Origin of the sequence: Methylobacterium sp. 22177 (assembly GCF_052045615.1) — a bacterium.
GTDB classification, from domain to species: domain Bacteria; phylum Pseudomonadota; class Alphaproteobacteria; order Rhizobiales; family Beijerinckiaceae; genus Methylobacterium; species Methylobacterium radiotolerans.
Genome location: NZ_JBQEPK010000061.1, coordinates 1 through 26,693, shown reverse-complemented (window position 1 = coordinate 26,693; position 26,693 = coordinate 1). Strand labels below are relative to the sequence as shown.

26 protein-coding genes are annotated in these 26,693 nt (G+C 73.2%); 13 read left to right on the top strand and 13 right to left on the bottom strand.

The features are described from left to right. Positions 1 to 881: 881 nt before the first annotated feature. The 6 genes from ACTJK8_RS29530 to metB all read left to right on the top strand — a co-directional run bounded on the left by ACTJK8_RS29530 (position 882) and on the right by metB (position 7,664). Positions 882 to 1,829: an acetamidase/formamidase family protein gene (locus tag ACTJK8_RS29530; protein WP_012321333.1), complete on the top strand. Its 948-nt coding sequence runs from the start codon at positions 882 to 884 to the stop codon at positions 1,827 to 1,829. A 163-nt stretch (positions 1,830 to 1,992) separates the two neighbouring features. Beyond that, entirely contained in the window at positions 1,993 to 3,717 is a 1,725-nt protein-coding gene (locus ACTJK8_RS29525; protein WP_012321332.1) for a putative bifunctional diguanylate cyclase/phosphodiesterase, read from the top strand. 27 nt (positions 3,718 to 3,744) lie between these two features. Beyond that, on the top strand, positions 3,745 to 4,692 hold the full coding sequence (locus tag ACTJK8_RS29520; RefSeq protein WP_058607382.1) for a BLUF domain-containing protein: 948 nt from the start codon (positions 3,745 to 3,747) through the stop codon (positions 4,690 to 4,692). A gap of 56 nt (positions 4,693 to 4,748) precedes the next feature. Next, complete coding sequence (locus ACTJK8_RS29515) at positions 4,749 to 5,849, top strand: catalase family peroxidase (RefSeq protein WP_029358618.1); 1,101 nt, start codon at positions 4,749 to 4,751, stop codon at positions 5,847 to 5,849. After that, positions 5,846 to 6,448 carry a cytochrome b gene (locus ACTJK8_RS29510; protein WP_440763002.1) on the top strand — a complete coding sequence of 201 codons (603 nt, stop codon included), beginning with the start codon at positions 5,846 to 5,848 and terminating at the stop codon, positions 6,446 to 6,448. The genes ACTJK8_RS29515 and ACTJK8_RS29510 overlap by 4 nt, the downstream gene beginning before the upstream one ends. Positions 6,449 to 6,503: 55 nt before the next feature. After that, positions 6,504 to 7,664, top strand: coding sequence for a cystathionine gamma-synthase (gene metB / locus ACTJK8_RS29505; protein ID WP_071000741.1), 1,161 nt, complete (start codon positions 6,504 to 6,506; stop codon positions 7,662 to 7,664). 9 nt (positions 7,665 to 7,673) lie between these two features. On the opposite strand, the gene ACTJK8_RS29500 is transcribed toward metB, so the two are convergent. Both ACTJK8_RS29500 and ACTJK8_RS29495 read right to left on the bottom strand, forming a co-directional pair. Beyond that, positions 7,674 to 8,429: a hypothetical protein gene (locus tag ACTJK8_RS29500; protein WP_063110276.1), complete on the bottom strand. Its 756-nt coding sequence runs from the start codon at positions 8,427 to 8,429 to the stop codon at positions 7,674 to 7,676. Positions 8,430 to 8,577: 148 nt separating this feature from the next. Next, the gene (locus tag ACTJK8_RS29495) at positions 8,578 to 10,707 is read right to left on the bottom strand and encodes a TonB-dependent receptor (RefSeq protein ID WP_012321326.1); all 2,130 of its coding nucleotides are present in this window, start codon (positions 10,705 to 10,707) and stop codon (positions 8,578 to 8,580) included. A gap of 501 nt (positions 10,708 to 11,208) precedes the next feature. On the opposite strand from ACTJK8_RS29495, the gene ACTJK8_RS29490 reads away from it, so the two are divergent. The 3 genes from ACTJK8_RS29490 to ACTJK8_RS29480 all read left to right on the top strand — a co-directional run bounded on the left by ACTJK8_RS29490 (position 11,209) and on the right by ACTJK8_RS29480 (position 15,434). After that, complete coding sequence (locus ACTJK8_RS29490; protein WP_440763001.1) at positions 11,209 to 12,189, top strand: hydroxyacid dehydrogenase; 981 nt, start codon at positions 11,209 to 11,211, stop codon at positions 12,187 to 12,189. Positions 12,190 to 12,510: 321 nt separating this feature from the next. After that, positions 12,511 to 14,856 (top strand): Orn/Lys/Arg decarboxylase N-terminal domain-containing protein, encoded by a 2,346-nt coding sequence (locus ACTJK8_RS29485; RefSeq protein WP_266284189.1) that lies wholly within the window; start codon positions 12,511 to 12,513, stop codon positions 14,854 to 14,856. Next, the gene (locus tag ACTJK8_RS29480; RefSeq protein ID WP_127992273.1) at positions 14,856 to 15,434 is read left to right on the top strand and encodes a GNAT family N-acetyltransferase; all 579 of its coding nucleotides are present in this window, start codon (positions 14,856 to 14,858) and stop codon (positions 15,432 to 15,434) included. Before ACTJK8_RS29485 ends, ACTJK8_RS29480 begins: the two co-directional genes overlap by 1 nt. Before the next feature lie 71 nt (positions 15,435 to 15,505). On the opposite strand, the gene ACTJK8_RS29475 is transcribed toward ACTJK8_RS29480, so the two are convergent. From ACTJK8_RS29475 to ACTJK8_RS29465, 3 genes are read right to left on the bottom strand one after another with little or no spacing between them, the layout of a single operon-like run. Beyond that, positions 15,506 to 16,078: a YceI family protein gene (locus ACTJK8_RS29475; protein WP_059409022.1), complete on the bottom strand. Its 573-nt coding sequence runs from the start codon at positions 16,076 to 16,078 to the stop codon at positions 15,506 to 15,508. Next, complete coding sequence (locus ACTJK8_RS29470) at positions 16,075 to 16,680, bottom strand: cytochrome b (RefSeq protein WP_440763000.1); 606 nt, start codon at positions 16,678 to 16,680, stop codon at positions 16,075 to 16,077. The genes ACTJK8_RS29475 and ACTJK8_RS29470 overlap by 4 nt, the downstream gene beginning before the upstream one ends. A 16-nt stretch (positions 16,681 to 16,696) precedes the next feature. After that, positions 16,697 to 17,317, bottom strand: coding sequence for a YceI family protein (locus tag ACTJK8_RS29465; RefSeq protein WP_012321320.1), 621 nt, complete (start codon positions 17,315 to 17,317; stop codon positions 16,697 to 16,699). A gap of 101 nt (positions 17,318 to 17,418) precedes the next feature. Here ACTJK8_RS29465 and ACTJK8_RS29460 point away from each other — a divergent pair, with 101 nt between their 5' ends. Together ACTJK8_RS29460 and ACTJK8_RS29455 are read left to right on the top strand one after the other, a co-directional pair. Beyond that, positions 17,419 to 18,375, top strand: coding sequence for a LysR family transcriptional regulator (locus ACTJK8_RS29460; RefSeq protein WP_116656129.1), 957 nt, complete (start codon positions 17,419 to 17,421; stop codon positions 18,373 to 18,375). A gap of 177 nt (positions 18,376 to 18,552) precedes the next feature. Then, positions 18,553 to 18,915: a hypothetical protein gene (locus ACTJK8_RS29455; RefSeq protein WP_012321318.1), complete on the top strand. Its 363-nt coding sequence runs from the start codon at positions 18,553 to 18,555 to the stop codon at positions 18,913 to 18,915. A 22-nt stretch (positions 18,916 to 18,937) separates the two neighbouring features. Here the strand turns inward: ACTJK8_RS29455 and ACTJK8_RS29450 are convergent, their stop codons facing one another. The 3 genes from ACTJK8_RS29450 to ACTJK8_RS29440 all read right to left on the bottom strand — a co-directional run bounded on the left by ACTJK8_RS29450 (position 18,938) and on the right by ACTJK8_RS29440 (position 21,032). Beyond that, positions 18,938 to 19,468 (bottom strand): hypothetical protein, encoded by a 531-nt coding sequence (locus tag ACTJK8_RS29450; protein ID WP_440762999.1) that lies wholly within the window; start codon positions 19,466 to 19,468, stop codon positions 18,938 to 18,940. A 347-nt stretch (positions 19,469 to 19,815) separates the two neighbouring features. Continuing rightward, positions 19,816 to 20,022, bottom strand: a complete 207-nt coding sequence (locus ACTJK8_RS29445) for a hypothetical protein (RefSeq protein ID WP_012321316.1) — start codon at positions 20,020 to 20,022, stop codon at positions 19,816 to 19,818. 224 nt (positions 20,023 to 20,246) lie between these two features. Further along, a complete protein-coding gene (locus ACTJK8_RS29440; RefSeq protein WP_012321315.1) occupies positions 20,247 to 21,032 on the bottom strand; it encodes a spermidine synthase in 786 nt (261 codons plus the stop codon). Between the two features lie 154 nt (positions 21,033 to 21,186). Here ACTJK8_RS29440 and ACTJK8_RS29435 point away from each other — a divergent pair, with 154 nt between their 5' ends. Continuing rightward, positions 21,187 to 21,438 (top strand): hypothetical protein, encoded by a 252-nt coding sequence (locus ACTJK8_RS29435; RefSeq protein WP_012321314.1) that lies wholly within the window; start codon positions 21,187 to 21,189, stop codon positions 21,436 to 21,438. A 39-nt stretch (positions 21,439 to 21,477) separates the two neighbouring features. On the opposite strand, the gene ACTJK8_RS29430 is transcribed toward ACTJK8_RS29435, so the two are convergent. The 3 genes from ACTJK8_RS29430 to ACTJK8_RS29420 all read right to left on the bottom strand — a co-directional run bounded on the left by ACTJK8_RS29430 (position 21,478) and on the right by ACTJK8_RS29420 (position 23,672). Next, positions 21,478 to 21,933: an SRPBCC domain-containing protein gene (locus ACTJK8_RS29430; RefSeq protein ID WP_024828814.1), complete on the bottom strand. Its 456-nt coding sequence runs from the start codon at positions 21,931 to 21,933 to the stop codon at positions 21,478 to 21,480. 114 nt (positions 21,934 to 22,047) lie between these two features. Next, a complete protein-coding gene (locus ACTJK8_RS29425) occupies positions 22,048 to 22,341 on the bottom strand; it encodes a hypothetical protein (RefSeq protein WP_012321312.1) in 294 nt (97 codons plus the stop codon). A 44-nt stretch (positions 22,342 to 22,385) separates the two neighbouring features. Beyond that, entirely contained in the window at positions 22,386 to 23,672 is a 1,287-nt protein-coding gene (locus tag ACTJK8_RS29420) for a Zn-dependent hydrolase (protein ID WP_012321311.1), read from the bottom strand. Between the two features lie 451 nt (positions 23,673 to 24,123). Here ACTJK8_RS29420 and ACTJK8_RS29415 point away from each other — a divergent pair, with 451 nt between their 5' ends. Next, entirely contained in the window at positions 24,124 to 24,726 is a 603-nt protein-coding gene (locus ACTJK8_RS29415) for a PAS domain-containing protein (RefSeq protein ID WP_043074573.1), read from the top strand. Between the two features lie 13 nt (positions 24,727 to 24,739). Here the strand turns inward: ACTJK8_RS29415 and ACTJK8_RS29410 are convergent, their stop codons facing one another. Both ACTJK8_RS29410 and ACTJK8_RS29405 read right to left on the bottom strand, forming a co-directional pair. Next, complete coding sequence (locus ACTJK8_RS29410; protein WP_012321309.1) at positions 24,740 to 25,174, bottom strand: GlcG/HbpS family heme-binding protein; 435 nt, start codon at positions 25,172 to 25,174, stop codon at positions 24,740 to 24,742. 100 nt (positions 25,175 to 25,274) lie between these two features. After that, positions 25,275 to 26,693, bottom strand: a 1,419-nt coding sequence (locus ACTJK8_RS29405; protein ID WP_440762998.1) for a TRCF domain-containing protein, incomplete at its 5' end; no start/stop codon positions are given.

Genomic DNA, 26,693 nt, shown 5'->3' with positions numbered 1-26,693 from the left:
GATCACGTAGTTCTCAGACGGAGCCTCACATCGACCAAGTGCCCGACGCTTCACAGCGCCAATACACCCGTCGGTGAGCTCAAAAGAGAAACAACAGATCGGCACAAGTCTACTCACGCCAGGTCCTAAGACCCGGCCGCAAGGACAAACGCCGCCCGCGTCTCCCTTCCTCAATCCAACTTGTCAAAGATCAGTAATCACTCTCGTAATTACCGGCTGAGGAGAAGTCAAGTACCTCGGCCTTCGCCAGATCTACTTTTCTTATCCTCGGGAAGTCCGTCCGGCCCGCCCGGTTTTTCTTCCGGACCGCGTCGGGAGGCGCCGTATAAGCTGCCCCAGACTTCCGTGTCAACCGCTCATTGTCCCGGCGAGGGAACCGAACCGGCCGGGCCGGATCTCGGCGCCTCCCTCGACAGAGCGCAGCGCGGAACGGCCCGGAGGCCCCTCGGTGCGGCGCTGGACGATGGACGCTCCCTCAGTCGCCGGGCCCGGAGCGAGCCTGGGCCCGCGCCCGACAGCGTCGCGACCCCGGAGGGTCGATGCTGGCCGGTGATGCTGAAGGAAGGTCCGGCCGACGGCGTGCCGTCGTGGCCGGTGGAGCGGATTTAGGCGCGGGCGCCGCGATGCGCAAGGGGCCGCACGCAGGACGGCCAAGCCCGTGACGCACGGCTCCGGGATCGCGGCCGCTGCGCGCTTCCCGCTCGGACTCCGCACACAGACGGCGCGGTGCGGCGCCGATCTGGGCAGGCGGAGGAGCGGCTGCACCGACTTTGGTCTTCCGCATCCCGGGGCGAGCGCGGATCATCCGCCGTCGACACCCGTCCGGCGCGGGCGCCCCGCCGGCGCGCCCGGCCGCGCGTCCCCGCCGCAGAGGAATCGCCATGCCGCGCCACCACGAGATCCCCGCCATCCCCGAGAACATGGTGCTCGGCACCTTCGACGCCGCGCGGCCGCCCGTGCTGACCGTGGCCTCCGGCGACACCGTCACCCTGCACGCGCATCCCGCCGGGGGCCGGGCGACGCTCCACCCCGACCCCGCGCGGGTCCCGGCGGACCTGCTGCACGCCCTCGACACCCTGCCGCGCGGTCTGGGGCCGCACTTCATGACGGGGCCGGTCCACGTCGAGGGCGCCGAGCCCGGTGACATGCTGCAGGTCGACATCCTCGACCTCGAGTTCCGGCTGGACTGGGGCTTCGTGTCGATCCTGCCGCTGCTCGGCACCCTGCCGGACGAGTTCACCGAGTACGAGACCGTCCACGCCGACATCGACGCGGCGCGCGGGACCTGCCGGCTGCCCTGGGGGACGGAGCTGCCCCTCGCCCCGTTCTTCGGCATCCTGGGGACCGCCCCGCCGGCCGCCTGGGGCCCCGTGGGCTCCGCGGTGCCGCGCGCCTTCGGCGGCAACATGGACAACAAGGAGCTGACGGTCGGCACGACCCTGTACCTGCCGGTCTTCAACGCCGGCGGCGGCTTCTACGCGGGCGACGGCCACGGGGTGCAGGGCGACGGGGAGGTCTGCATCACCGCCCTGGAGACGGGGCTCACCGGGACCGTCCGGCTGACGGTGCGGAAGGACCTCCGGGACGCGTGGCCCTTCGCCGAGACCCCGACCGACCTGATGTCGATCGGCCTCCACGAGAGCCTGGACGAGGCGATGCGGCAGGCGGTGCGCGGGATGATCCGCCTCGTCTGCGACCGGACGTCCCTCACCCGCAACCAAGCCTACATGCTGTGCTCCCTGGCCGGGAACCTGCGGATCACCCAGACCGTGGACGGCAACAAGGGCGTCCACATGATGCTCCCGAAGGCCGCGCTCGCCACCGCCTGAGCGCGGCGCGCCGGCCGCGCGGGAACAGCACGCGGCTTTTACGGTCTTAACCTAGGTCAATACCGTATTTCTCGGCGGTTTAAACACGGAATTAGCATCCTTCCGGCTATCCAGGCGGGGTTTTCCCGCCGCGCGCTGCCCGGCACTCCCGCGAGGCCCTGGCATGCGCCCGGATCCCCTGCCCGCCCGCCCGCCGCTCCGGGACGCGGGGTTCCCGATCCCGCCCGGGCAGGGCGCGGCGCGCGACCCCCTGGTTCCCTATCTCGACGCGGCCCGGCAGGGCCTCCTGATGATCGACCGGGCCGGGACGGTCGTGGCGGCGAGCGCGCCGGCGCGGCGGCTCCTGGAGAGCCTGACGGTCGCGCCGAGGATCGGTGCCGCCGCGCTGCCGCTGCTGCGGGCCCTGCGGGACGGGAGCGCCCCGGCGCGGCACGCGACCCTGCGGGCCCTGCGCGGCGCGCTGGCCCGGCGGCAGCCCGCCCTGTTCGAGGTGCGGCGCCGGGCACACACGGTCCAGGTCGAGCTCCACCCTCTCGCGGAGGGCGGCTGGGTCGTCACCCTGGAGGACGTCAGCACCCGGAAGGCCACCGAGGCCCGGGCCGACGCGATGGCGCGGCTCGACCCGCTCACCGGCCTGCCGAACCGCCTGCTCCTGCGCGAGCGCCTCGCCGCAGCGCTGGAGCGGCTCGCGCGCCCGGGCGAGGGCTTCGCCCTGCTGCTCATCGACCTCGACCGGTTCAAGCCGGTCAACGACACCCTCGGCCACCCGATCGGGGACGCGCTGCTGGCGACGGTCGCCGACCGCCTGCGCTCGACGGTGCAGGCCACCGACACGGTGGCGCGGATCGGCGGCGACGAGTTCGTCATCCTGCAGGCCGGGATCCGCGACGCGGCCGGCACGCAGGCGCTCGCCCGCCGCGTCGTCGACCTGATCGGCCGGACCTACATGGTGGAGGGCCATCTCCTGACGATCGGCGCCAGCGTCGGCGTGGCGCTCGCCCCCGCGGACGGGACCGACGCCGACCGGCTCCTGAAGAACGCCGACCTCGCCCTCTACCGGGCCAAGCTCGACGGCCGCGGCACCTACCGGTTCTTCGAGCCGGAGATGGATGCCCGCATGCAGGCGCGCCGGAAGCTCGAGCTCGACATGCGCCAGGCGCTGGCCCGGCGGGAATTCCAGCTGCACTACCAGCCGCAGATGCAGCTCGCGAGCGGCACGCTGATCGGCTGCGAGGCCCTGATCCGGTGGCGCCATCCCGACCGCGGCCTGGTCTCGCCCCTCGACTTCATCCCGCTGGCCGAGGAGATCGGCCTCATCGTCCCGATCGGCGAGTGGGTCGTCCGGCAGGCCTGCCGCGACGCCGTGACCTGGCCGGACCCCATGTCGGTGGCGGTCAACGTCTCGCCCGCGCAGTTCAAGAGCGACCGCCTCGTGGAGACGATCATCTCGGCCCTGGCGGGTTCGGGGCTGCCGGCGCGGCGGCTCGAGGTCGAGATCACCGAGGGCGTGCTGCTGCAGGAGAACGACCGGACGCTCCAGACCCTGCACCGGCTGCGGGAGCTCGGCGTTCGCGTTTCCATGGACGATTTCGGCACCGGCTACTCGTCGCTCAGCTACCTGCGCTCGTTCCCCTTCGACAAGATCAAGATCGACCGGTCCTTCGTGAAGGATCTGACCAGCAAGCCCGACGGCGAGGCGATCATCCGGGCCATCGCGGGGCTGGGGAGGAGCCTCGGCATGACCACCGTCGCGGAGGGCGTCGAGACGTCCGAACAGATGCAGCGCATCCGGTTCGAGGGCTGCACCGACGTGCAGGGCTACCTGATCAGCAAGCCCGTTCCCGCCGAGGACCTGCGCCAGGTCTTCGCCGCCTTCCCGCAGGCCTGACTCCCCGCCCCTTCCGGACGCAAAGCCATGAGCGACCTCTACCGCCTCGTCTACGCCAGCAAGAACCTGCTCCAGGGCCCGGAGCCGGAGGCGATGGCCGCGGTCCGGCAGATCCTGGACGCGTCCCGGCGGAACAACGCCGCGCTGGACGTGACCGGCGCCCTGATGTTCAACGCGGGCGCCTTCGCGCAGGTGCTGGAGGGCCCGCGGCAGGGCGTCGAGGCGACCTTCGAGCGGATCCAGCGCGACCTGCGGCACGACGACGTCACGGTCCTGCAGTGCGGCCCGGCCGAGAGCCGCGGCTTCGCGAACTGGTCGATGGCGTTCGTGGGCGCGTCGCGCAGCGGTCAGGCCCGTTTCAGCGGCCTCGCGACCGAGAGCGGGTTCGACCTCGCGCGGCTCGACGGCGACCGGGTCTTCGCCATGCTGCACGGCCTCGTTCTCGAGGAGGAGGGCGTCCCGGCCGCCGAGACCGTCGCCGCCGCACCCGTCCCTCCGGAGACCGTCCCTCCGGAGACCGTCCCCGAGCCGCGCGCGGCGTCCGGGCTCGACGTCGCGCAGGTGCGCGCCGAGATCGCGCGGCTGCGCCCGGAACCCGCGCCGCCGGTCGCCGCGCCGCCGCCTCTCGCGCCGCCGTCTGCCGCCCAGGACCGGACGCCGCCGGTCGAGCCGGCCCCGCGCCGGCCGGCCGGGACGCGCGGCGCGACCGAGGCCGCCCTCAGCGTGCTCAAGGCGGCGCTGGCGAGCGAGCGGCAGCGCACGACCGACCTGCGGGCGGAGATCGACACCCTGCGCGTCGCGCTGGCCGCCTCCGAGGACCGCCTCGGGGCGCTGCGCGACGAGAGGGACCTGTGGGCCGGGCGGGCCGGCCTGCTCGCCCGCGCCCTGGCGCAGGAGGCCGACGCTGTGTGCGCCGCCGCACCGGTCGAGGCGGGCGACCGGCCCCCGGCGCGTCACGGGACCCGCGCCGCCTGAAACCGCCGCGGCGGGCGGGCGAAGAGGCGTCATCGTGACCGACTCCGAGGGACTCGATGACGCTGCTGCACGACCTCACGGGCGCGCCCCCCGGCATGACCGGGCGCGCGCTGCTCCTGCGCCTGTCCGCCATCGGCGCGGTGCTGGCCGGGACCGCCGGCACCTTCGCGTATGCCGGCGGCTGGCTCTCGCCCGGCCTGCTCACGCCGGCCCGGATCATCGACCGTTTCGAGCAGGTGAACGGGCCGCATCCCGGCTTCCGGCGCAATCACGCCAAGGGGATGTGCGTCGCGGGCCGCTTCACGGGCAGCGGCGCGGGCGCGCGCCTGTCGAAGGCGGGCGTGTTCGCTGCGGGACGCGTGACGCCGGTCGAGGGGCGGGTGGCGCTGGCCGGCGGACAGCCCTACGCGGCCGACGCCGCCGCCACCGTGCGCAGCCTCGCCCTGCGCTTCCGGCTGCCGGACGGCGAGGAGTGGCGCACCGGCATGAACAACATCCCGGTCTTTCCGGTGCGCACGCCCGAGGCCTTCTACGCGCAGCTCCTCGCGGCCAGGCCCGATCCCGCCACCGGCAAGCCGGATCCGGAGCGCCTGAAGGCCTTCTTCGCGGACCATCCGGAGAGCGCGAAGGCCGCCGCGCTGATCAAGGCCCGGACCGTGACCGCGGGCTTCGCCGACAGCACCTACTGGAGCCTGAACGCCTTCCGGTTCGTCGCCGCGGACGGCGGCACCCGGCCGGTGCGCTGGGCCCTCGTCCCCGACCCGGTGCCGGCGGTCGACGCCGCGCCGGGCGACCGGAACGCCCTGTTCGACGCGTTCGCCGCGCAGCTCGCGCAGAACCCGCGGCACTGGCACCTGATCGTCACGCTCGGCCAAGCCGGCGACCCCACCGCCGACGCGACGCTGCCCTGGCCCGCCGACCGCGCGACGGTGGATGTCGGCACCCTGACCCTCACGGCGGCGACGCCGGAGGCCGCCTCCACCTGCCGGGACATCAACTTCGATCCGCTGGTGCTGCCGGACGGCATCGCGCCGAGCGACGACCCGCTGCTGAGCGCCCGGTCGGCGGCCTACGCGCAATCCGTCACCCGCCGCGCCGGCGAGACCAAGACGCCGAGCGCCTTGACCGGGGCCGCCATCCACGGAGCCGCCCTGTGACGGAGACCGCCCGCTTCAACCGGCCCGCGCGCCTGCTCCACTGGACCATGGCGGCGCTGATCCTGGCGATGCTGCTCATCGGCGCCGCCATGGTGACCTCGCTCGCCGATTACAGCACCCTCGTGGCCCTGCACCGGCCGCTCGGGATCCTGATCCTGCTGCTCGCCGGGCTCCGACTGGCGAATCGCTGGCGCCACGCGCCGCCGCCGCTGCCGGCGAATCTTCCGGTCTGGCAGAGGCGCGCGGCCCACGGCTCGCACATCCTCCTCTACGGCCTCATGCTGGCCATGCCGCTGATCGGCTGGGCGATGCTGTCGGCGGCGCGCTATCCCGTGATCCTCGCCGGCCCGGTGGTCCTGCCGCCGATCCTGCCGCCGGACCCCATGCTGTACGCGGCCCTGCGCCGGCTCCACACCGCGCTGGCCTACGGGCTGTTCGCCCTGATCCTCGCGCATCTGGCGGCGGCGCTGCTGCACGCGCTGATCCGCCGGGACGGGGTCTTCGCCAGCATGGCACCCTGGCGGTCGAGGCCGGCCGGGACGGCCGCGCCCCCGAAACGGCGCTCTCGTTCTCTTGAAAGTCTGATCCGTTCTCCATAAAGAACGCACGCCCCGGTCGGACGGGGCGGGCGATCTCTGCGTGGAGGACGAGGCGATGTCAGAGGGATTAGCGGCGCGTACCGTCGCGGCGGCCAACGGCGTGGCCCAGGACGCGGCCTTCGGCGCGGTGATCGCGCCGATCCACCTGTCGACGACCTTCAAGTTCCCGGCCTTCGAGCAGCCCGGCCCCTACGATTACTCGCGCCTGGGCAACCCGACCCGGGACGCGCTGGCCGACACGATCGCCAAGCTCGAGGGCGGCGCCCGCGCCGTCCTGGTGGCGAGCGGCATGGCGGCCCTCGACCTCGCCCTGTCGAGCCTGCGGCCCGGCGATCTCCTGGTCGCGCCGCACGATTGCTACGGCGGGACGCACCGCCTGCTCAGCTTCCGCGCGGAGCGGGGCCATTACCGCGTCGCCTTCGTCGACCAGACCGATCCGGACGCGCTGGCGGCGGCCCTGGCCCAGGGGCCGAAGGTCGTGCTGATCGAGACGCCCAGCAACCCGCTGATGCGCGTGGTCGATGTCCGGCGCATCACCGCAGACGCGAAGGCGGCCGGCGCGCTGGCTGTGGTGGACAACACCTTCCTGTCGCCCGCCCTGCAGCAGCCGATCGCCCTCGGGGCGGATCTGGTCGTCCATTCCACCACCAAGTTCCTGAACGGCCATTCCGACGTGATCGGCGGGGCCGTGATCGCCGCCGACAAGGCGGTGGGCGAGGACCTCGCCGCCTGGGCGAACACGATCGGCGTCACCGGCTCGCCCCTCGACGCCTACCTGACGCTCCGGGGCCTGCGCACCCTGTTCGTGCGGGTGGAGCAGCAGCAGCGCAACGCCGCCGCCCTGGCGGCCTTCCTCGACGCCCATCCGGCGGTGGCCCGGGTGCACTATCCCGGCCTGCCCACGCATCCGGGGCACGCCCTGGCCAAGGCGCAGCAGGCAGGCTTCGGGGCGATGCTGAGCTTCGAGCTGGCCGGCGGCCGCGCGGCGGTGAAGACCTTCGTCGAGGCCCTGCGGGTGTTCACGCTGGCCGAGTCGCTCGGCGGCGTCGAGAGCCTGATCGCCCATCCGCCGACCATGACGCACGCGGCGATGGACCCGGAGGCGCGCGCCATCGCGGGCATCACCGACGGGCTGCTGCGCCTGTCGGTCGGCCTGGAGGCGGAGGCCGACCTGCTGGCCGACCTGTCGCGGGCCTTCCAGGCCCTGGACGGCTGACCCGGCCGGTCACTCCTCCTCGACCACGCTGAACCCGGACTCGTCCTCGACCACCCGGAAACGGGCGAGCTGCACGGTCCGGGAGCGCTCGGCCGCCTCGTCGCGGCACTTGTCGACATGGGCGGCGCGGTTGACCACCTGCAGGTTCGGCGCGCCCCAGTAGCCGAGGAGTTCCGGCCAGGGCGCGTCGCGGTGCTCGCGCCAGACCCGGTAGAGCGGCAGCAGATGGTCGACCTCGGCGGTCCTGAGCAGGCGCTTGCCGGTGGTGGTGCAGCGGTGGCGCTGGCGCAGCTTCAGCGCCCGGACCTGGGCGTGCGGCGCGATCCAGAACTTCCAGGCCGCCACACAGGCCGCGTGCCAGCCGGCATTGGTGTTGGGCGCGCCGCGCGCCCAGAGATCCCGGTGCCAGCCGAACCGGTAGACCGGCTGGCCGCAGATGCAGCAGGCGCCCCGGCCGCGGGCGAAGGCCGGGTCGCGGAAAGGGGCCGGCGGCAGGCGGAAGCTCCCGGCCCGGCCCGCGCCGCCGAGCTGCCAGCTCCAGCCCTCCGGTGTCCCGGAGCGGGCCGCCAGCGCCCGGGCGAGCCGGTCGGCCCGGAGGATGTGGTTGCGCCAGTAGCTCTCGACGGCGAGCCGCGGCGTCGGCGGGATCAGGGGCCGCGCGAGGGCGTGCTGCAGGACCGGCACCGGGAAGACCGCCGGCAGGGCCTTCTCCAGCCGTTTCCGCGCCTGCACGTTTCGGAGGGTGCGCCAGCTCGATGTCGTCATGCCGGACCGGTGGTAACCCGGCGGCCGCGGCGCCGCGACGGCACCGCTGCAACAGCGGTCCGGTCCCGCGCTGGCGGCCCTCAGGGTTAAGAAAATGTTTCCCGTGAAACATCGCGCGGTCCGGCAGATCCGGCGCGGCCGGCCCGGCTCAGAGATCCACCGCCATCGACAGCAGGTAGGTGCGCGGCGCGCCCTGGAAGAAGGTGCCGAACGAGGCGACGCCGGTCCAGTAGCGCGCGTCGGTCACGTTGAGGACGCTGGCCCGGAAGGTCGTCCGGCGCTCTGCGACCAGGGTCGTGTAGCGCAGGCCGAGGTCGAGGCGGGCCCAGTCGGGCAGCGCCTGGGTATTCGCGAGGTCGACGAACTGCCGCCCCGTATAGATGACCGCGCCGTTGAGCGTCAGGCCGGGTAACCCGGGCAGGTCCCACTCGGCACCCAGGCTCGCCTGGACCTCCGGCACGCCGATCGGCCGGTGCCCGCGATTGGCGGCGAGCGCTGTCCGGACGAGGCGTCCGTCCAGCAGGGTGACGCCCCCGACCACCCGCACCTGCGGGGTGATCTCGCCGAACAGGCTCAGCTCGAGCCCGCCGACGCGCTGCTCGGCCGTCGCCGCGAAGCGCCCCTGCGGCCCGAGTTCGCCCGCGGGCTTCGTGATCCGGAACGCGCCGAGCGTGGCGCCGAACCGGCCGAGATCGAGCTTGACGCCCGCCTCGACCTGCCGGGCCACGTAGGGCGCCAGGATCGTGCCGGAATTGGTCGCCACCGCCGGGGCCACGTCGCCGCGGCTCAGGCCCTCGATGTAGTTGCCGTAGAGCGAGACCGAGTCCCAGGGCCGCACCACGAGGCCGACCATCGGGGTCGTGGCGCTCCTGTCGTAGGACGAGGCGAGCGTGCCGACATTCGACACGTAATTGTGCGCCTCAACGCGCTGGCGGCGCACGCCCAGGGTCAGCAGGACGCGCTCGTCGAGGGCCGACAGCGTGTCGGCCACCGCGATCCCCGACAGGGTGCTGTCGGACAGGCGGGGCCGGCCGACGCCGTAGATCGGCGCGATGTACGGGACGAGGGCCGGCGCGTAGAGGTTCGACAGGTAGGCGCCCCGGCCGGGCGAGAACCGCCGTGCCGTGGCCTCGTCGTACACGGAGCCCTGCACCGTCAGGGCGTGACGGATGAAGCCGGTCTCGAACCGGGCCCGGACGCCGCCGTCGTAGGTCAGCCTGTCGACGCCCAGCGCGTAGAATTGCGGCGTGCTGGTCGTGTCGCCGCGGCCGTTGAGGATCGTCGGCGCCGACTGGAAGTAGCGCTCGACCCCGGTCTGCCCGCCGCCGACATCCGCGAACAGCGTGACCTGGTCGGTCAGGTCGTACTCGGTGCGCAGCAGGCCGCCGCGATCGTCGACGTCCGAGTACTCCCAGGGCTGGGTCAGGTTCAGGCGGCCGTCGGGCGCCCGCGGCACGGGCACGCCGGCCCGCAGGAGGAACGGGCGCAGCGGCGCGTCGAAGCGGTCGGTCTGCGCCAGCAGGTAGAGCCACGCGCGGAACCGGTCGCCCTGGTAGTCGAGGGCCAGGGCCCCGACGCCGGTCGTCTCGGTCTGGCGGTCGAAGGGCGTGGCGCCGCCGTGCAGGCTGCCGACGACGCGGGCGCCCCATTCCCGGCCCGGACCCCAGCGGCGGGCGACGTCGACCTGGCTGCCGCCCCAGGCGGACGAGCCGTAATCCAGGGTGACGCGCGTCAGGTCCGCTCCGGCGCGCTTGGGGACGATGTTGACCACGCCGCCGACCGCGCCGTTCGGCGACACCCCCGTCAGGGCGGCGGACGGCCCCTTCAGGACCTCGATGCGCTCCACGTAGTCGGTGAAGATGCGGAAGCTCGGGGCGATGCCGTAGAGCCCGTCGAAGGCGACCTCGCCGCTGGTGTTCTCGTTGGCCGGGAAGCCCCGGATGGAGAAGGAGTCGAACGGCGCCCCCGTGGTCTGGGTGGCGCGCACCGACGGGTCGAGGACCAGGGTCTCGGACAAAGTCCGCGCCTGCCGGTCCCGGATGAGCGTGTCGGTGTAGCTGGCGATGCTGAAGGGTGCCTTCTGCGTCTCGGTATCGCCCAGCAGGCCGAGGCGCCCGCCCCGCGCCACCTGACCGCCGGCATAGGCCGGCATCGGGCCGCGCGGCGCGGCCGCACCCTCGACCGAGAGTTCGCCGAGCTGGACATCCCGGCCGGCCCCCGCCTCCTCCGCGCGGGCGGCGTGCGGCCCGGAACCGACGAAGCCCAGCAGGACGGCCATCGGGAGAACCGGCCGGGCCGCGCGCCGTCGGCGCCGGGTCCGCGCGGAAACAGGTATTGAGAAGTCGTGGGACCGCATTGTCGCGACGGAGGCTCCGAATCACGGAGCAAGGCAGCAAATATCTCTACAGATGTCAAAAATACATTTGGAGTAATTACAATTACAGCCGCCGCGCGCGGGACGGATCTGGAGGACCGATATTGAACACGTTCTATACTGACCTCATACGCCGAACGACATCTTTATCAGTGCCTCGGCCATCGTCGCACGGTCGAGCCGGCGATTTCGCGGAAGGCGAGGCCGGATCTCGGCCGAGGCGCGCGGCCGGGATCGTCGGGCCGGGCGGGGCGCGACCCGGCCGCGATCGGGTGTGGATCGCGCGTCCGAGCGGGTCGCCGCGGCGGGGACCGGGGCGCCCGGTTGCCAGGGTTGCCCACCCCGCCTAGACGGGCCCGGCGCGAAACTTGCCCGTCACCCCTCCTCTTGTGCAGAGGTTTTCCCGTGATCACCGGTCCGTGCCTCATCGTCCAGCCGATCCACGCGGCGGGCCTCGACCGGTTGCGCGCGGCCGGGCTGGAGCCGCGCCCGGCGAGCGGGACCGATTCCGAGACGCTGGCCCGCGAGGTCGCCGACTGCGTCGCCGTCATCACCCGCAACACCGGCTTCCCGGCACGCGCCATCGCGGCGGCGCCGGCCCTGCGGGTGATCGGCGTGCACGGCACCGGCACCGACCACGTCGCCACCGCCGAGGCGACCGCGGCCGGGATCGTGGTGGTCAACACGCCCGGCGCCAACGCCGTCTCGGTGGCCGAGCAGACGCTGGCGCTGATCTTCGCCCTGGCCAAGGCCCTGCCGGAGGCCGACCGCTCGGTCCGGACCGGCGACGACAGCTTCAAGTTCACCGCCCGGCTGATCGAGCTCGCCGGGCTGACGCTGGGTCTCGTCGGCTTCGGGGCGATCGGGCAGGCGACCGCCCGGCTCGCCGCCGCCCTGGGGCTGCGGGTGCTGGCCTACGGCCCGAGCCGCCCGGACGCCGATTTCGCCAATGCCGGCGCCCTGCGGGCCGCCTCGGTCGACGCGCTCCTGGCGGAGGCGGACATCGTCTCCCTGCACGTGCCGCTGACCCCGGGCACCCGCGGCCTGATCGGTCGGGACCAGCTCGCCCGGATGAAGCGGGACGCCTTCCTGATCAACACCAGCCGCGGCGGCCTGATCGACGAGGCGGCCCTGGTGGAGGCGCTGGAGGGCGGCACGATCGCGGGCGCCGGGCTCGACGTCTTCGCCCAGGAGCCGCTGCCGGTCGACCACCCGCTGGCCCGCCAGCCCCGGGCGATCCTGACGCCCCATGTCGGCGGCTCCACCGGCGCGGCCCTGATCCGCACCGCCGAGACCGCCGCGACCCGCGTGGTCGACGTCCTCGCCGGCCGGCGGCCGGGCGGGCTGGTCAACCCGGATGTCTGGGAGCGGCGCCGCGCGCCGTGACACCCTGAGACCGGGGACCGCCGCGGGCCGCGCGACGGGCCTCCGACCAACAGCCTCATCCTGAGGTGCCCGCCTCGGCGGGCCTCGGAGGGGAGGCTCCAGGGATCGCGCTGGCCTCTGGAGGCCTCCTTCGAGGCTTCCGCCTCGCTCCAGCACCTGAGGATGAGGGAGCGGGCGAGAAGGCCGCGCTCCCGACATCCCCGCCCCCGGCGGATCACGCCCTTTCGTCCGGACCGCGACCGCCCGCCGCGCACCGTGTCATGCAATCGTCGCAGACGGGCCGGAAAGCCACCCGCTGCATCCGAGGCCAGAGAGGGCTCCATGGACTTCCACCGCCGCTTCACGGTCCTGATGTGCGCCCCGGCCTTCGACCCGGACGATCTCGAGGGCGCGCGCGTCAACCAGATCGTCGCGGCCGTGGAGCAGCGCGGCTTCGAGGTGGTGCGCGCCCGGCGCGTCGAGGACGCGGCCATCGCGGTCCAGACCGACGCGGCGGTCGGCTGCCTCGTGGTCGACTGGGGCAAGCGCGGCCTCGACGGCAAGGCGGCCGCCCTCATCGACATGATGCGCCGGCGCGGCCTGGAGATGCCGATCGTCATCATGGTCCGCCGCAAGCGGCTGGAGGACATCCCGGTCGAGCTCCTCGACTTCATCGACGGCTACATCTTCCTCGCCGAGGAGACGCCGGAATTCATCGCCCGCGGCCTCGTCAGCCGGGTCACGCAGTACGCCGAGACCCTCAAGACGCCGTTCTTCGGCGCGCTCGTCGACTACGCCGAGAAGGGCAACCAGCTCTGGACCTGCCCGGGGCACAACGGCGGCATCTTCTACAACCGGTCCCCCATCGGCCGGATCTTCGTGGAGCACCTGGGCGAGGCGATCTTCCGCGACGACCTCGACAACTCGGTCCTCGACCTCGGCGACCTGCTGACCCACGAGGGCCCGGCGCTGAAGGCCCAGAAGGAGGCCGCCAAGATCTTCGGGGCGGAGAAGACCTACTTCGTCCTCAACGGCACCTCGGCGTCCAACAAGATCGTCCTGTCCTCCCTGGTGGCGGAGGACGACCTCGTCCTGTTCGACCGCAACAACCACAAGGCGGCCCACCACGGCGCCCTGTTCCTGGGCGGCGGCATCCCGATCTTCCTGGAAACGGATCGGAACGCGTACGGCCTGATCGGGCCGATCTTCCACGAAGCTCTCGACGAAGGCCGGATCCGGGAGAAGATCCGCCGGAACCCGCTGGTGACCGATCCGGAGGCGTGGCGCCGGGAGCGGCCGTTCCGCGTCGCGGTGATCGAGCAGTGCACCTACGACGGCACGATCTACGACGCCCAGGAGATCCTGGAGAAGATCGGCCACCTCTGCGACTACATCCTGTTCGACGAGGCCTGGGCGGGCTTCATGAAGTTCCACCCGCTCTACGCAAGGCGCTTCGCCATGGGGCTGACGGGCCTCGACGAGACCTCGCCCGGCATCGTCGCCACGCAGTCGACCCACAAGCAGCTCGCGAGCTTCAGCCAGGCCTCGCAGATCCACACCCGCGACGGCCATATCCGCGGCCAGACCCGGCGGGTCGAGCACAAGCGCCTCAACGAGAGCTTCCTGGTCCACGCCTCCACGTCACCCTTCTATCCCCTGTTCGCCTCCCTCGACGTCGGCGCCCAGATGATGAAGGGGCGCTCCGGCATGATCCTGTGGGACGACACGATCCGCCTCGGGATCGAGTGGCGCAAGAAGGTCCGGGCGATCCGGCGCGAGTTCGAGGAGAACGAGCGCGACCCCGCCCGGCGCTGGTTCTTCGACCCGTTCGTGCCGGACGTGACGGTGAACGCCGAGGGCGCCGAGGTGCCGTGGGAGAGCGTGCCGACCGACGAGCTCGCCGCGACGCCGCGCCACTGGGAGCTGAAGCCGGGCGCGCGCTGGCACGGCTTCAGCCACGTGGCGCCGGGCTACGCCATCACCGACCCGAACAAGCTCACCGTGCTGACCCCCGGCTTCGACCGGCACACGGGGGCCTACGCCCAGCACGGCGTGCCGGCGCCGATCGTGGCGCAATACCTGCGTGAGAACCGGATCGTCGCCGAGAAGAACGACCTGAACTCGCTGCTCTTCCTGCTGACCCCGGGGGTCGAATCCTCCAAGGCCGGCACGCTGATCTCGGGCCTCGTCGCCTTCAAGCGGCTCCACGACGACAACGTCGCGCTGGAGGAGGCCATGCCGGAATTCGTCAACCGCCGGCCGAACCGCTACCGCGGCGTGCGCCTGCGCGACCTCTGCGGCGAGTTCCACGCCTTCCACCGGGAGGCCGGCACCTCCGCGCTGCAGCGGCGCCAATTCGCCCCCGAGCACCTGCCCGAGATGGTGATGCCGCCCAAGAAGGCCGCCCAGCTGCTGACCCGCAACAAGGTCGACTACGTGCCGATCGCCGAGGCCGAGGGGCGGATCGCCACCACGCTGATGCTGGTCTACCCGCCGGGCATCGGCACGGTGCTGCCGGGCGAGCGCCTGGACGAAAGGGCCAAGCCCATGCTCGACTATTTCAAGATGTTCGAGGCCTCCGCCAACCTGTTCCCGGGCTTCGAGGCCGAGATCCAGGGCGTCTACCGCGAGGTCGACCCGGACGGGCGGATCCGCTTCCACACCTACGTGGCGCGGGAGGGGGTCTGATGGAGATCGAGGTCGAGACGCCCGGCCCGGTCCCGGCCCGGTCCTGCCCCGACATCGTCATCCGCGCCTCCTCGGACGCCGATGTCGAGGCGATGGTGGCGATCTACGAGCACCACATCAGCCGGGGCGTCAGCGACGTCGGCGTCGCCGAGGAGGACCGGCTGCTCCCCGACGACCTGAAGCGCCGGCGCAAGACCATGCGCAAGAAGCGCCTGCCCCACCTCGTAGCGGATCGCGACGGCGCCGTGGCGGGCTACGCCTACGCGGTGCCGTTCCGGAAGCGGCCCGCCTACCGCTACACGCTCAAGCACTCGATCTACGTGCATCCCGACCACCTCCATGCCGGGATCGGCCGGCGCCTGCTGCCGGCCCTGATCGAGGCCTGCGCGGCGGGCGGCTACCGCCAGATGATCGGCTACATCGACGCCGAGAACGCGGCCTCCCTGCGGCTCCACGAGGCCTGCGGGTTCGAGCGGGTCGGCTACCTGCGGGCGGTGGGCTTCAAGTACGGCCACTGGTCGGACAGCGTCATGGTCCAGCGGGCGCTGGGGACCGGCTCGGAGGACCGGCCGGGGTAAAGGGCGCGCCGGGACGAGTCCGGGCGCCCGCGGGATTCGGACCGTCCGCCTGTCGCCGCGCGCGGCCCGCGTCAGTGTCCGACTGCCGGCCGCGCCGTCGCGACGATGTCGACCTCGACTCCGACGTCGAGCGCCACCCACTGGCCCGAGGCCCAGGCCCCCTGCCCGACCCCGAACTCGGTGCGGACGAGGCCGACGCGCCCCGCGGCGCGCGCGGTGTCGCCCGCCAGGGTCAGGTGGAACGGCAGCGTCACGGGCCGGCTCGTGCCGCGGATCGTCAGCGTCCCGATCGCCGCGTAGTCGCCCTGCCCCTTGTCGACGAAGCGGGTCGCCTCGAAGCGCGCCTCGCTCCCCGCCTTGACGTCGAACCAGTCCTTCTGCGGCAGGGCCTCGTCGCGCTGGACGTCGCCGGTCCGGGCGCTGGCGAGGTCGACCAGCACGAGCGCGTGCCCCGCCTCGGGCTTGGCGGGGTCGAGATCGATGTCGGCCTTGAACCGCTCGAACCGCCCGGTGAACGGCACGCCGACCTGCACGCCGGAGAACCGGATGGCGCTCTTGCCCGGATCGACCGCCCACTCGGCGGCCGCCGCCGGCAGGGGGGCGGCCTGGAGAGCTGCCAGCAGGCAGAGGTGACGCGCGTTCATCGGGTCGGCTCCACGGTCGGGGTGATCGACGTGCTGCGCCCCGGCAGCATGCGGCGCAGCACGTCGTCGCGCAGGAGGAGGTGGTGGCGCAGGGCCGCCGCCACGTGGATTGCGAGCAGAGCCGCCAGGAACCACGCCCCCAGGGCGTGGACCCGCTTCAGGACGCCCTCGGCGGCGGCGGGGTCGGGGGCGAGGCCCGCCAGCGGCAGGTGCGGCCAGGGCACGATCCCGTAGAGCACCGTCGGGATGTTGAACGGCGACAGCGAGACCACGGCCCAGCCGGTCAGGGGCAGCCCGACGAGGAGCAGGTAGAGCAGGGCATGCGCCGCGCCGGCCGCCCGGCGCTCCCGCGCCGGCATCCCGGCCGGGTGCGGCGGCGGCCGGTGGGTCAGGCGCCAGAGGACGCGCAGGGCGGTCAGCGCCAGCACGGTGATCCCGACCGACTTGTGCCACTGGTAGAGCTGGAACTGGCGCAGCGGCGCCAACCCCGCATGGGTCATGGTCAGGCCCAGACCGATCAGGACGAGCACGCCCAGCGCGCTCGCCCAGTGCAGCAGGATCGCCACGGCGGAGTACCGCCGCGCGGAGACCCCGTTCGCCATGGCGGATCCTCCCAGCTCAGTCCTGCTTCTCGAAGGCGCCCGCGATCGTGAGGTGCAGCTCGTCGCCGATCAGCGGCACGTAGGTCTTCACCCCGAACTCGGAGCGCTTGAGCGTGCCGGTGGCCTCGAAGCCGACCGTGTATTTCTTGCTCAGCGGGTTCACGCCGGCGCCGACCAGGGTGACGTCGAGCGTCACCGGCTTGGTCACGCCGTGCAGCGTCAGGTCGCCCGTCACCTTCGCGTGGTCCTTGCCGGCGGGCACGACCTTGGTGGACACGAAGGTCATGTCGGGGAACTTGGCGGCGTCGAGCCACTGGTCGCCCTTGAGCTCGTCGGTGAGCTTGGCGCTGGTCGTCGTCACCGAGGCGACCGGGATCTTCACCGACAGCTTGGCGGCGGCCGGGTTCTTCGGCTGCAGCTCCAGCGTGCCGGACACGTCCGAGAAGCCGCCCGCGTAGTTCGAGAAGCCCATGTGGGAGACCCGCCAGCCGACCTGGGTGTGGCCGGGGTCGACCGCGTAGGTGCCGGCCTGGATCTGGGCGGGGTCGCGGGTCGGCGGTGTCTGGGCCAGCACCGGGGTGGCGACCGGGGTGGCGACCAGCAGGGCCAGAAGGCCGGAGGCGAGAATCGACTTCAAGGGTGTCTCCTGCAGAGCAGACGGCCGAGCGCGAGTCGCTGCGCCGCAGCCGCCGTGTAGACCCGTTCACGGCACCGGTTGAGCCTGCTATCCGGAACCCCATGGTTGCGAGAACGGAAACCTTCCGGGGCGGGCTCGACGATGTGCGGGCTTTCTGCGCCGTCGTGGATCTCGGCACGGTGACGGCCGCCGCAGCGACTCTGCAGGAAACCAAGGGCAGCGTCAGCCGGCGGATCTCCCGCCTGGAGCAGGCGCTGGGCGTCCGGCTGATGGCGCGAACCTCCCGGGCGGTGTCGCCGACCGCCGAGGGCCTCGCCTTCTACGCCAAGGCGCAGGACAGCCTGACACTCCTCGACGAGGCGGCCGAGACCGCCCGCGACGCCCGCACGGTGCCGGCGGGGCACCTGCGGATCACGACCTCGATCGATTTCGGGATCGAGGTGATGCCCGAGATCGTCGCGAGCTTCCGGTCCGCCTACCCGCAGATCACCGTGGAGATGCTCAACACCGACGCGCGGCTCGACCTCGCGGCCAACCGGATCGATCTCGCCCTGCGGCTGGGCGGCGCGGAGGAGACCGGCTACCGCGCGATGGTCCTCGCGACCCTGGCGCTGGCCCTCTACGCCGCCCCCGCCTACCTGGAGCGCCGCCCGGCCCCGGCGGACCTCGCCGACCTGCGCGACCACGACCTGATCCTCGCCCGGGAACGGATCGGCACGGCCGGGCTGACCCTCTCCGACGGCCAGGGCCGCACGGAGCCGCTGTCCCTGAGCCCGGCGATCCGGGTCAGCGACTTCGCGACCGCGCTCCGTCTCACCCTCGCGGGCGCCGGGATCGGCCACCTCCCGAGCCTCGTGGCCGCCCGGGCCGTGGAGGCCGGGCAGATCGTGCGCGTGCTCGGCCCGTGGGCGACCCGCAGCAGCACCTTGCGTGCCGTCACCCTGGCCGGGCGCGAGCTGCCGGCCCGTGTCCAGGTCTTCCGCGAGCATGTCCGGGCCGTCCTGGCGTCGCGGGGATGCCGCCGTGACAGCGCGGAAACTCACACCGAATACAGATAAACCGATTTATTTATCTGTATCGACGCTCTACATAGGTTTATATCGCTAAAGTTTTACCGGACATCGTAGTGCCCGGTTGAGGGGCCGCATCGCACCATGCGCGCGGCGGCAAGCGCGGCCGCACGGCCAGTGCCCCGCGGAGTCCGGCCCGCAGCGCGTCACGTCTGGATATCGGTCATGTCCCTCCGCAGCAGGTGCCTGCGCCCCTTCGTGTTCGCCGGGATCCTGGCCCTGGCCGGGGCGGGTATCGGCCTCGAGACGGCCCGGGCCTCGCTCCCGGCCGCGACCCGGATCGTGCTGCAGAAGGCGGGCCGGTACATGCCGACCGACCTGTACCTGCGCCGCGGCGACACCATCGCCCTGCGCAACGGCGACGCGCGCCTGACCCACCACGCCTTCATCGAGGCGGAGCGGTTCTCGTTCGATGCCGGCGCTCAGGAACCCGGCGCCGAGACGCGGCTGACGCTGGTCGAGCCGGGCGATTTCGTCATCCAGTGCGGCATTCACCCGAAGATGAAGCTCACCCTCCACGTCGAGTAGGAATTCGGGCCCTGGGACCGGCTCAGCCGTCCCGGCCTAAGCCGAGGCCGCGGATGATGTCGCCGATCGGATCGATCTTCTGCGACGGGGCGGCCACCGGCGCGGTCTGCGGCGCGGCGGCCGCCGGCCGGTCGGATTCCGCGGTGCGGACGACGGCGGCGTGGCGGAGGCGTGCTGCCCGATGGACGCCGCGCTCCGTTCCCTTCGCGCGGTGCGCCGCGGTCTTGCGCGGCGGCTCGGCCGGGCGCGCCATCTCGGCGGGGAGCGGTGCGGCCGGCATGGCTGTGGCCGGGACGGCCGCCGCCACCCGGGGCGCCGGGACGGCCGCCAGCGCGCCGGTGGTCTCCGGCGCGGCCAGCTTGGCCGGCGGATCGACCCAGGCGCTCTGCGTGACCGGTGCCGCGTCCGTCACGGCCGGACGTGCGGGGCGCGTCTGCACCTCGTAATTGCCCGGATGCAGAATATGCGCGGCTGCCACGAGCCCGAATACGGCAACGGCAGTGGTCCCGAGGGTGGAGCGATAGTGTTCCATGGCGGAAAAACGTACCGCCAAGCTCCGAGTTCCGCTCGGGCGACACGTCGCCGAACCGACCGCGTCGCGGGTCGGACGGCGCGAACAAAAAAGGCCACTCCCGAAGGAGCGGCCCGAAGTCTAGGGAGGAAACGCCCAAGAAGGGCAGCGGGATCGCGACGCCATCGCCATCCCGCAATGCAAACATAGATTGCCGCATTGCGGCATGCAATGGATCGGGCGGCGCGGAGGCATGCATATGTGCCCGGGTCCGACCGCGCGGCCATGCGAATTCCGCATGGTGCCGCGCGGGGGCCGCGAGGGCGTTGACCGCGCGGCGCGCGTCACCCTTCGAGCGGACCTGAAATCGGGCCGCGCGAGGAACGGGTCTAGGCGCCGCCGGCCCGACCGTCCTGGCCGATCAGGCGCTCGATCTCGGCCTCCGCGACGGCGCGCGCCGCGTGCTCGGACGTGTGAGGGCGGTACGACCCCCGGACCAGCTTGCCGCGGTCGCGGATCGCCCAGGTGAAGCGGCCGGGATCATGCCGGCTCGGCCTGACCTCGACCGTGTAGAGATGCCCGCCCGTCGCACCCATGCCGGGAATGTGCGTGAGCGTCCCGCGCCGGGACAGGGGGTGCGACCGTGCGCGGCAGCCCCGGCCGGCGGAGCCGTTCCGGGTCGGGGCGGGGGCGCGATCGCCGAGCCCGGGCCGTCCGCCGCGCGGAGCCCCTTTCCCGCGCGGCACAGGGGCGTGGCGGGGCTGCCCGGACCGGAGACGCCCGTCTCGTCCGGACCGCCGCGGCACGCTCGAGGGCCGCCCTAGCGCGCCGGCCGCCGCCGGCCCTGGGCCGGACCGCGCGGTCCGGAGCCGCCCGCCGCCCGGTCGTCGCTCCGGCGCTGGTCCCCCTGGCCCGGGCCTTCGGCCCGCCCCTCGGTCCGGGTCCCGAGCCAGACCACGTGCTTCGGGCCGCTGCCCCGGCCGCTCGCGTGCACGCGCTGCTCGTCGACCGCGAAGCCGGAGCGCTGCAGGCGGCTCTTGAACTTCCGGTCCGGGGCGCCCGACCAGACGCCCAGGATGCCGCCCGGCCGCAGGGCCCAGCGGGCGCGCTTGAGGCCCCAATTGTCGTAGAGCCGGTCGTTCGCCTTGCGCATCAGCCCCTCCGGGCCGTTGTCGACGTCGAGCAGGATCGCGTCGTAGCGCTCCGGGCCGGCCTGGATCAGGCGGTTGACGTCGGCCTCCTGCAGGTCGACCCGCGGATCGTCGAGGCAGCCGGCGAAGACGTGGGCGAGCGGCCCCCGGGCCCAGGCGACCACGGCGGGCACCAGCTCGGCCACCACCACCTGCGCCTCCGGCCCGAGGCCTTCGAGGGCCGCCCGCAGGGTGAAGCCCATGCCGAGGCCGCCGATCAGGATCCGAGCCCGGGGCCGGTCCCGGAGCCGCGCGCAGGTCATCGCCGCGAGCGCCACCTCCGAGCCGCTGCGCCGGTTGTTCATCAGCTCGATCGTGTCGGCCATGATGGCGAACTCGTCGCCGCGCCGCATCAGGCGCAGGTCGGTGCCGCCGCCGGGCACGGACCCGGTATCGAGATGAACCCAGGGTATCACGCGCGCGTCCTCGGTTGCCGGCGCCCTGTCGTGCGGGCGGCGGAGGGATCGCGGCGGGAGCGGGGCGGCGCGCGGGCCCGGCAGTGCGCGCCGCGCAACCCCCCGCCCGGCACCGCGCCTTGCCGCGACCGATTCCGGCGGCGTATCAGCACCTATGGCCAAGCGCATCAAGTCGAGACCGCAGGAGCGGGGCTCCGTTCTGTTCGATATCGTCTTCACGGACGGGTCCCGGGCCTCGAACCGGCGCGTGCCGGCCGAGATCCTCGGCGGCCTCGACGGCGACGAGCCTGCCCGGCAGCTCATCGAAGAGCAGGAGGAGGAGATCGCCCGCAAGGCCGGACGGCCGGGACGCGCGATCGAGAGCCTGACCCGCTCGCCGATCGTCAAGCCGAAGCCGGTCGCCTGATCGGGCCAGCCTGAGGCGGCCGGGACGGGCCTGGGGCGGTCAGGCGCTCTCGGCCAGCCGGCGCGCGACCTCCTCGCGCAGGGCCTCGTTCATCGCGGCGAACCGGGCCTGCATGCGCGTCCGCAGCCACGGGAACAGGCCGGGGGCGAGCAGGCCCGCGACGGTCTCGGCCTGGACGAGGCGGACGCCGTCGGCGGTCTCGGTGATCCGGACCTCGTGCTCGCCGATGAGCAGGGGCGGCGTCGGGATGCCGCCGCGCCACGTGAGCCGCCGGCCGGGCTCCCAGCAGGTCACCGTCACCTGGCGCGCCCGGTAGGCGCGGCCGTTCAGGGTCCGCTCCAGGCGCCAGCGCGCGCCCTCGCGCAGGCGGCCCTCCGCCTTGCGGATGTACGGGTTCCACGCCGGGTAGGAATCCAGATCCGTCAGCACCGACCAGACCAGTCCGGCCCGCGCGGGGATCGCGATCTCCGTGCTGCTGATCCGAGCGCCCGTCATCCGTCCCTCCCGGCGATCCGGCGACCGTTCGCGCCGGCCGCTCACGCCCTCCGAGAACGCGCACCGCCCACCCTTCGGTTCAGACCGCGATCCGGCCGGCGCGCCGGGCGCGGCTCAGACCGCGCCCTCGACCACCTCCAGCGCCCGCAGGATGGCGAAGCCGATCCGCTCGGCCTCGGCCTCCGCGTCGGCGGGGAGCAGCGCCACGGTCTCGACCCCCGGCTCGTCCTCGGGACCGACCACGATCCGGATGACGTCGCCCTCGACCGCCGACGGGTCGTGGATCAGGCCGACCCGGTGGCCGGCCCCCGTGCCGAAGACGCGCAGGGGCGCCTGAACCGGATCGGGCTCCGGCGCCGGATTGCGGGGGACGCCGAAGGCGGGGCGGATGACGTTGTCGTCGGACATGCGAGAACCCAGTCTCCGTTCGTGCGCGCTCGGCGGCGCCGCGCTCAGGCCTGCCCGGCCCGAGGACCGGCGAGGCCCGCCGTCGCCAGCACCGCGTCGGCCAGAACCTCCAGACCGGCCCCGGCCCAGCCCGGCGTGATGCTCTCGGCCTCGTTGTGGCTGATCCCGCCGTGGCAGGGGCAGAACACCAGGGCCGCCGGCACCGCGCGGGCGCAGTAGACGGCGTCGTGGTAGATCGCGGTCGGCATCCGCGTCCAGGCATGGCCCCGCGCCTCGGCCGCCGCCTGGACGCGGTCCACCAGGACCGGATCGAACGGGGTCGGCGGCGCCCGCCAGAACTCCGCGACCTGGACGGCGACGCCGCGCTCCGCCGCCAGGGCGTCGGCCCGGGCCCGGATCTGCGCGCCCATCGCCTCCAGCTGCGCGGTGTCGCCGTGGCGGGTGTCGAGGCTGAACCAGACCCGGCCGGGCGTGATGTTGCGGCTCGCCGGCTCCGCCCGCAGCACGCCGACGGTGGCGCGGCCGCGCTCCCCGCCCGCGCCGACCGCCGCCTCCGCGATGCCCTCCAGCGACGCGATCAGCGCCGCCGCGGCCATCATCGCGTCGCGCCGGCCCGCCATGGGGCTGCCGGCATGGGCCTCCTCGCCGAGCACCGTGATCTCGTACCAGATCTGGGCCAGCGCCCGGTCGACCACCCCGATGGTGAGGCCCGCATCCTCCAGGCGCTTGCCCTGCTCGATGTGGAGCTCGAAATAGGCGCCGATCTCCCGCAGGGCGGCCGGGTCGGCCGTCCCCTGCCAGCCGATGCGCCGCAGTTCGTCGCCGAAGGCGTGGCCCGCGAGGTCCCGGGTCGCCAGGATGTCGGCCTCCGGGACGATGCCCATGGCGACGCCGCTGCCGCTCATCGGCGGCGCGAAGCGCGCGCCCTCCTCGTTGCACCAGTTGATCAGCAGGAGCGGCGCCTCGGTCTCGATCCCGGCCTCGTGCAGGGCGCGCATGATCTCCAGCCCGGCGAGCACGCCGAGCGGCCCGTCGAACTTGCCCCCGGTGGGCTGGGTGTCGAGGTGGCTGCCGATCGCCACGGGCCTGCGGCTCGGATCCCGCCCGGGACGGCGGAAGATCATGGTGCCGACCCGGTCCACGGTGAGCGTCAGCCCCACCGCCTCGCCCCAGCGCCGGAACAGGGCGCGCCCCTCGGCGTCGCGGTCGGTCAGGGCCTGCCGGTCGTTGCCGCCGTTGGGCAGCGCGCCGATCCGGGCGAGGTCCATCAGGCTGGCCCAGAGCCGGTCCTGCGAGAGCGGGAGATTGATGCGGTCCACCGTGCGGTCCATGGCGTCTCTGCTGCGGGCCTCTCGGCCGAATGCGTACCGGAAGGTGCAGGTTACGGCGCACCGGCAACCCGCACCAGGGCAGGCCCGGCGCGCGTCCCCGCTGTCGGGCGCCGCCGGCGCCGGGTGGCGCCCGGCGATCCACGGGCAGAAGTGCGGATTTCCGCCGGATTGCGGCGTCTACCGATCATTTGTGATCGAATTGTCCGCAACGCGGCGCTCTGAATCCGGTCTTTGTGCCGAACCGGGGCGACGATGATTGTCGAGAACGGGATTGCCCGGAATCGAATGCTTGTCATCCGCAATGCAACCCGGTGGCGCGGGTCCGCGACGCCGTGTCAGAAGCCGATCGCGCAGCCGATCCTGGATCTCGGCGTTGTGAGCCGCATGTGCTGCGGATCAGTCTGTCCGCCACCATACAATCTCAGATTGTAGCCAGTTCGGAGGAGATTCCATGGCGCTGACTTCCACGGCAGCCGATGCCCTGCAGGCCGCCGGATTCGTCGGGGTCTGGGATACGGACGTCCGGGCCGGCCGGTCCGTGCTGGATTCGGGCGCGGCCTCGCTGATGGCGGGGGATCCGGGGCTCGCCGGGACACCGCTGCCGTTGGACGCCGCTCTCGGCCGCATCCACCCGGCGGACCGGGACTGGGTGTTCGGCCGGATCCGCCACGTCCGCCAGACCGGCGGCCCGGTCTCCCTCGAATTCCGCGTCGTGACCGGGACTGGCGAGACCCGCTGGATCCTCAACCGCGGCTGCCTGTCGCCCGATTCGGACGGCCGGCTGCACGGGCGCGGCGCCTATATCGACGTCACGGACCTCCACCGGCACGGGATCCGGGCCGCGGTGGTCACCGGCAGCACGAACGGCGCCACGAGCGGCGCCACGAACGGCACGATGAGCGGGGCGGCGAGCGGGGCGGACCTGAACGCCGCGGCCGACCACGGCATCCAGATCCACGCGGCGCTGGAGCGCCACGGCGACCCCTATCTGCGGTCGGTCTCGGGGATGCTGCTCCTCGGGATCGGCCGCGCGCTGGCGCGGCGCGACCCCTGACAGGCCTTCCGGCTCAGGTCCGCCAGGGATGGGCCGGCAGCTCGGTCCGGCCGATGGCCTTGGCGCCGGCCTCCGCGACGGTGTGGTCGTTCTCCACCGTCGAGCCGCTGACCCCGATGGCGCCCGACATCACGCCGTCGGCATCGACGATCGGGATCCCGCCCGGGAAGGTGATCAGCCCGTCGTTCGAGTGCTCGATCCCGTAGAGCGGGCCGCCCGGCTGGGACAGCTGGCCGATCTGGCCGGTCATCATGCCGAAGAACACCGAGGTCTTGGCCTTCTTGTGGGCGATGTCGATCGACCCGACCCAGGCATCGTCCATGCGGTGGAACGCCTTGAGGTTCCCGCCGGAATCGACCACCGCGATGCACATCTGGGTGCCGAGCTCCACGGCCTTGGCGCGGGCGGCCGCGATCGCCTTCTCGGCCTGCTCGATCGTCACGTGCATGGGACACTCCCGTTCGCGTTGTTGGCGCGACAGCCTGTGGCGGTTTGAAGCGGACGATGCAAGATCAACCGCAGATCGGCAGCGCCCTCGCCCGGCGCCGTCAGGCCGCACTCTCCCGGACGGCGCGGATGCGCTCCAGGAGGTCGGTCGCGAGCGCCGTGCAGGCGGCCGAATCCGGGCAGGGCCGCTTCCACACCACCCGCCCATCGCGCAGCACGATCCCCGCCTCGGCGGCCATCGCGGTCAGCGGCCGGTCGGGGCGCAGGTCGGCCGCGACGCCCTGCGGGCCGCCCCGGAGCCGGGCGACGCCCAGCGCGCAGCAGGCCGCGCGCAGCCGCGCGAGGTCGAACAGGGCGAGCACCGGCGCGGGGGCCGCGCCGAACCGGTCCTCGACTTCGCCGGCGAGCGCCTCGATCGCCTCGGCATCCTGCAGGCGCAGGAGGCGCGTGTAGAGGCTGAGGCGGATCTCGGGCTCGGGGACGTAGTCCTCGGGGATCCGGCTCGGCAGGCCGAGCTCGATCTCCGGGCTCCAATCCTCGGCGCGCTCGCCCTTGGCGGCGGTGAGCGCCAGCTGCAGGAGGTGCTGGTAGAGGCCGAGCCCCACGAGCTTGGCGTGCCCCGCCTGATCCTCGCCGACGAGGTCGCCGGCGCCGCGCAGGTCGAGGTCGCGGGCGCTGACCGCGAAGCCGGCCCCGAGGCGGTCGAGGGCCTCCAGGGCGCGCAGGCGCTGGAGCGCCGCCGCCGGCGGGGGCGCGGCCGGGTCGCTGAGCAGGTGGACGGTGCCGCGGCGCTGGCCGCGGCCGACGCGGCCCCGGAGCTGGTGGAGCTGCGCCAGCCCGAACCGGGCGGCCTCCCAGACCAGCATGGTGTTGGCCCGCGGCACGTCGAGGCCGCTCTCCACGATGGCGGTGGCGAGCAGGACGTCGCCGTCGCCCTCCGCGAACCGGACCATGACCTCGTCCATGGCGGAGGGCTTGAGATCCCCGTGCGCCACCAGGATGTCGAGGCCCGGCACGAGGGCCCGCAGGCGCTCGGCCATGGGGGCGATGTCCTCGATCCGCGGGCAGACCACGAAGCTCTGGCCGCCGCGCCGGTGCTCGCGGATGAGCGCCTCGCGGACCGCCTCGGCGTCGAAGGGCGCCACCACGGTCCGGACCGGCTGGCGCAGAGCCGGCGGCGTGGCGAGCACGCTGAGGCTCTGGAGGCCGACGAGCGCCGCCTGGAGGGTGCGGGGGATCGGCGTCGCGGTGAGCGTCAGCACGTGGCCGCCGTCCGCGAGGCGGCGCAGGTCGGCCTTCATCTTGGCGCCGAAGCGCTGCTCCTCGTCGATCACGGTCAGGCCGAGATCGGCGAACGCCACCCCGCCGCCGGCGAGGGCGTGGGTGCCGACCACCAGCCGGATCGTGCCGTCGGCGAGCCCCGCCTTGACGCGCTTGGCCTCGGCCGGGGCCACGAGGCGCGAGAGCTGCGCCACCTCCACGCCGAACCGGCCGAAGCGGCGGCGCAGGGTCTCGGCGTG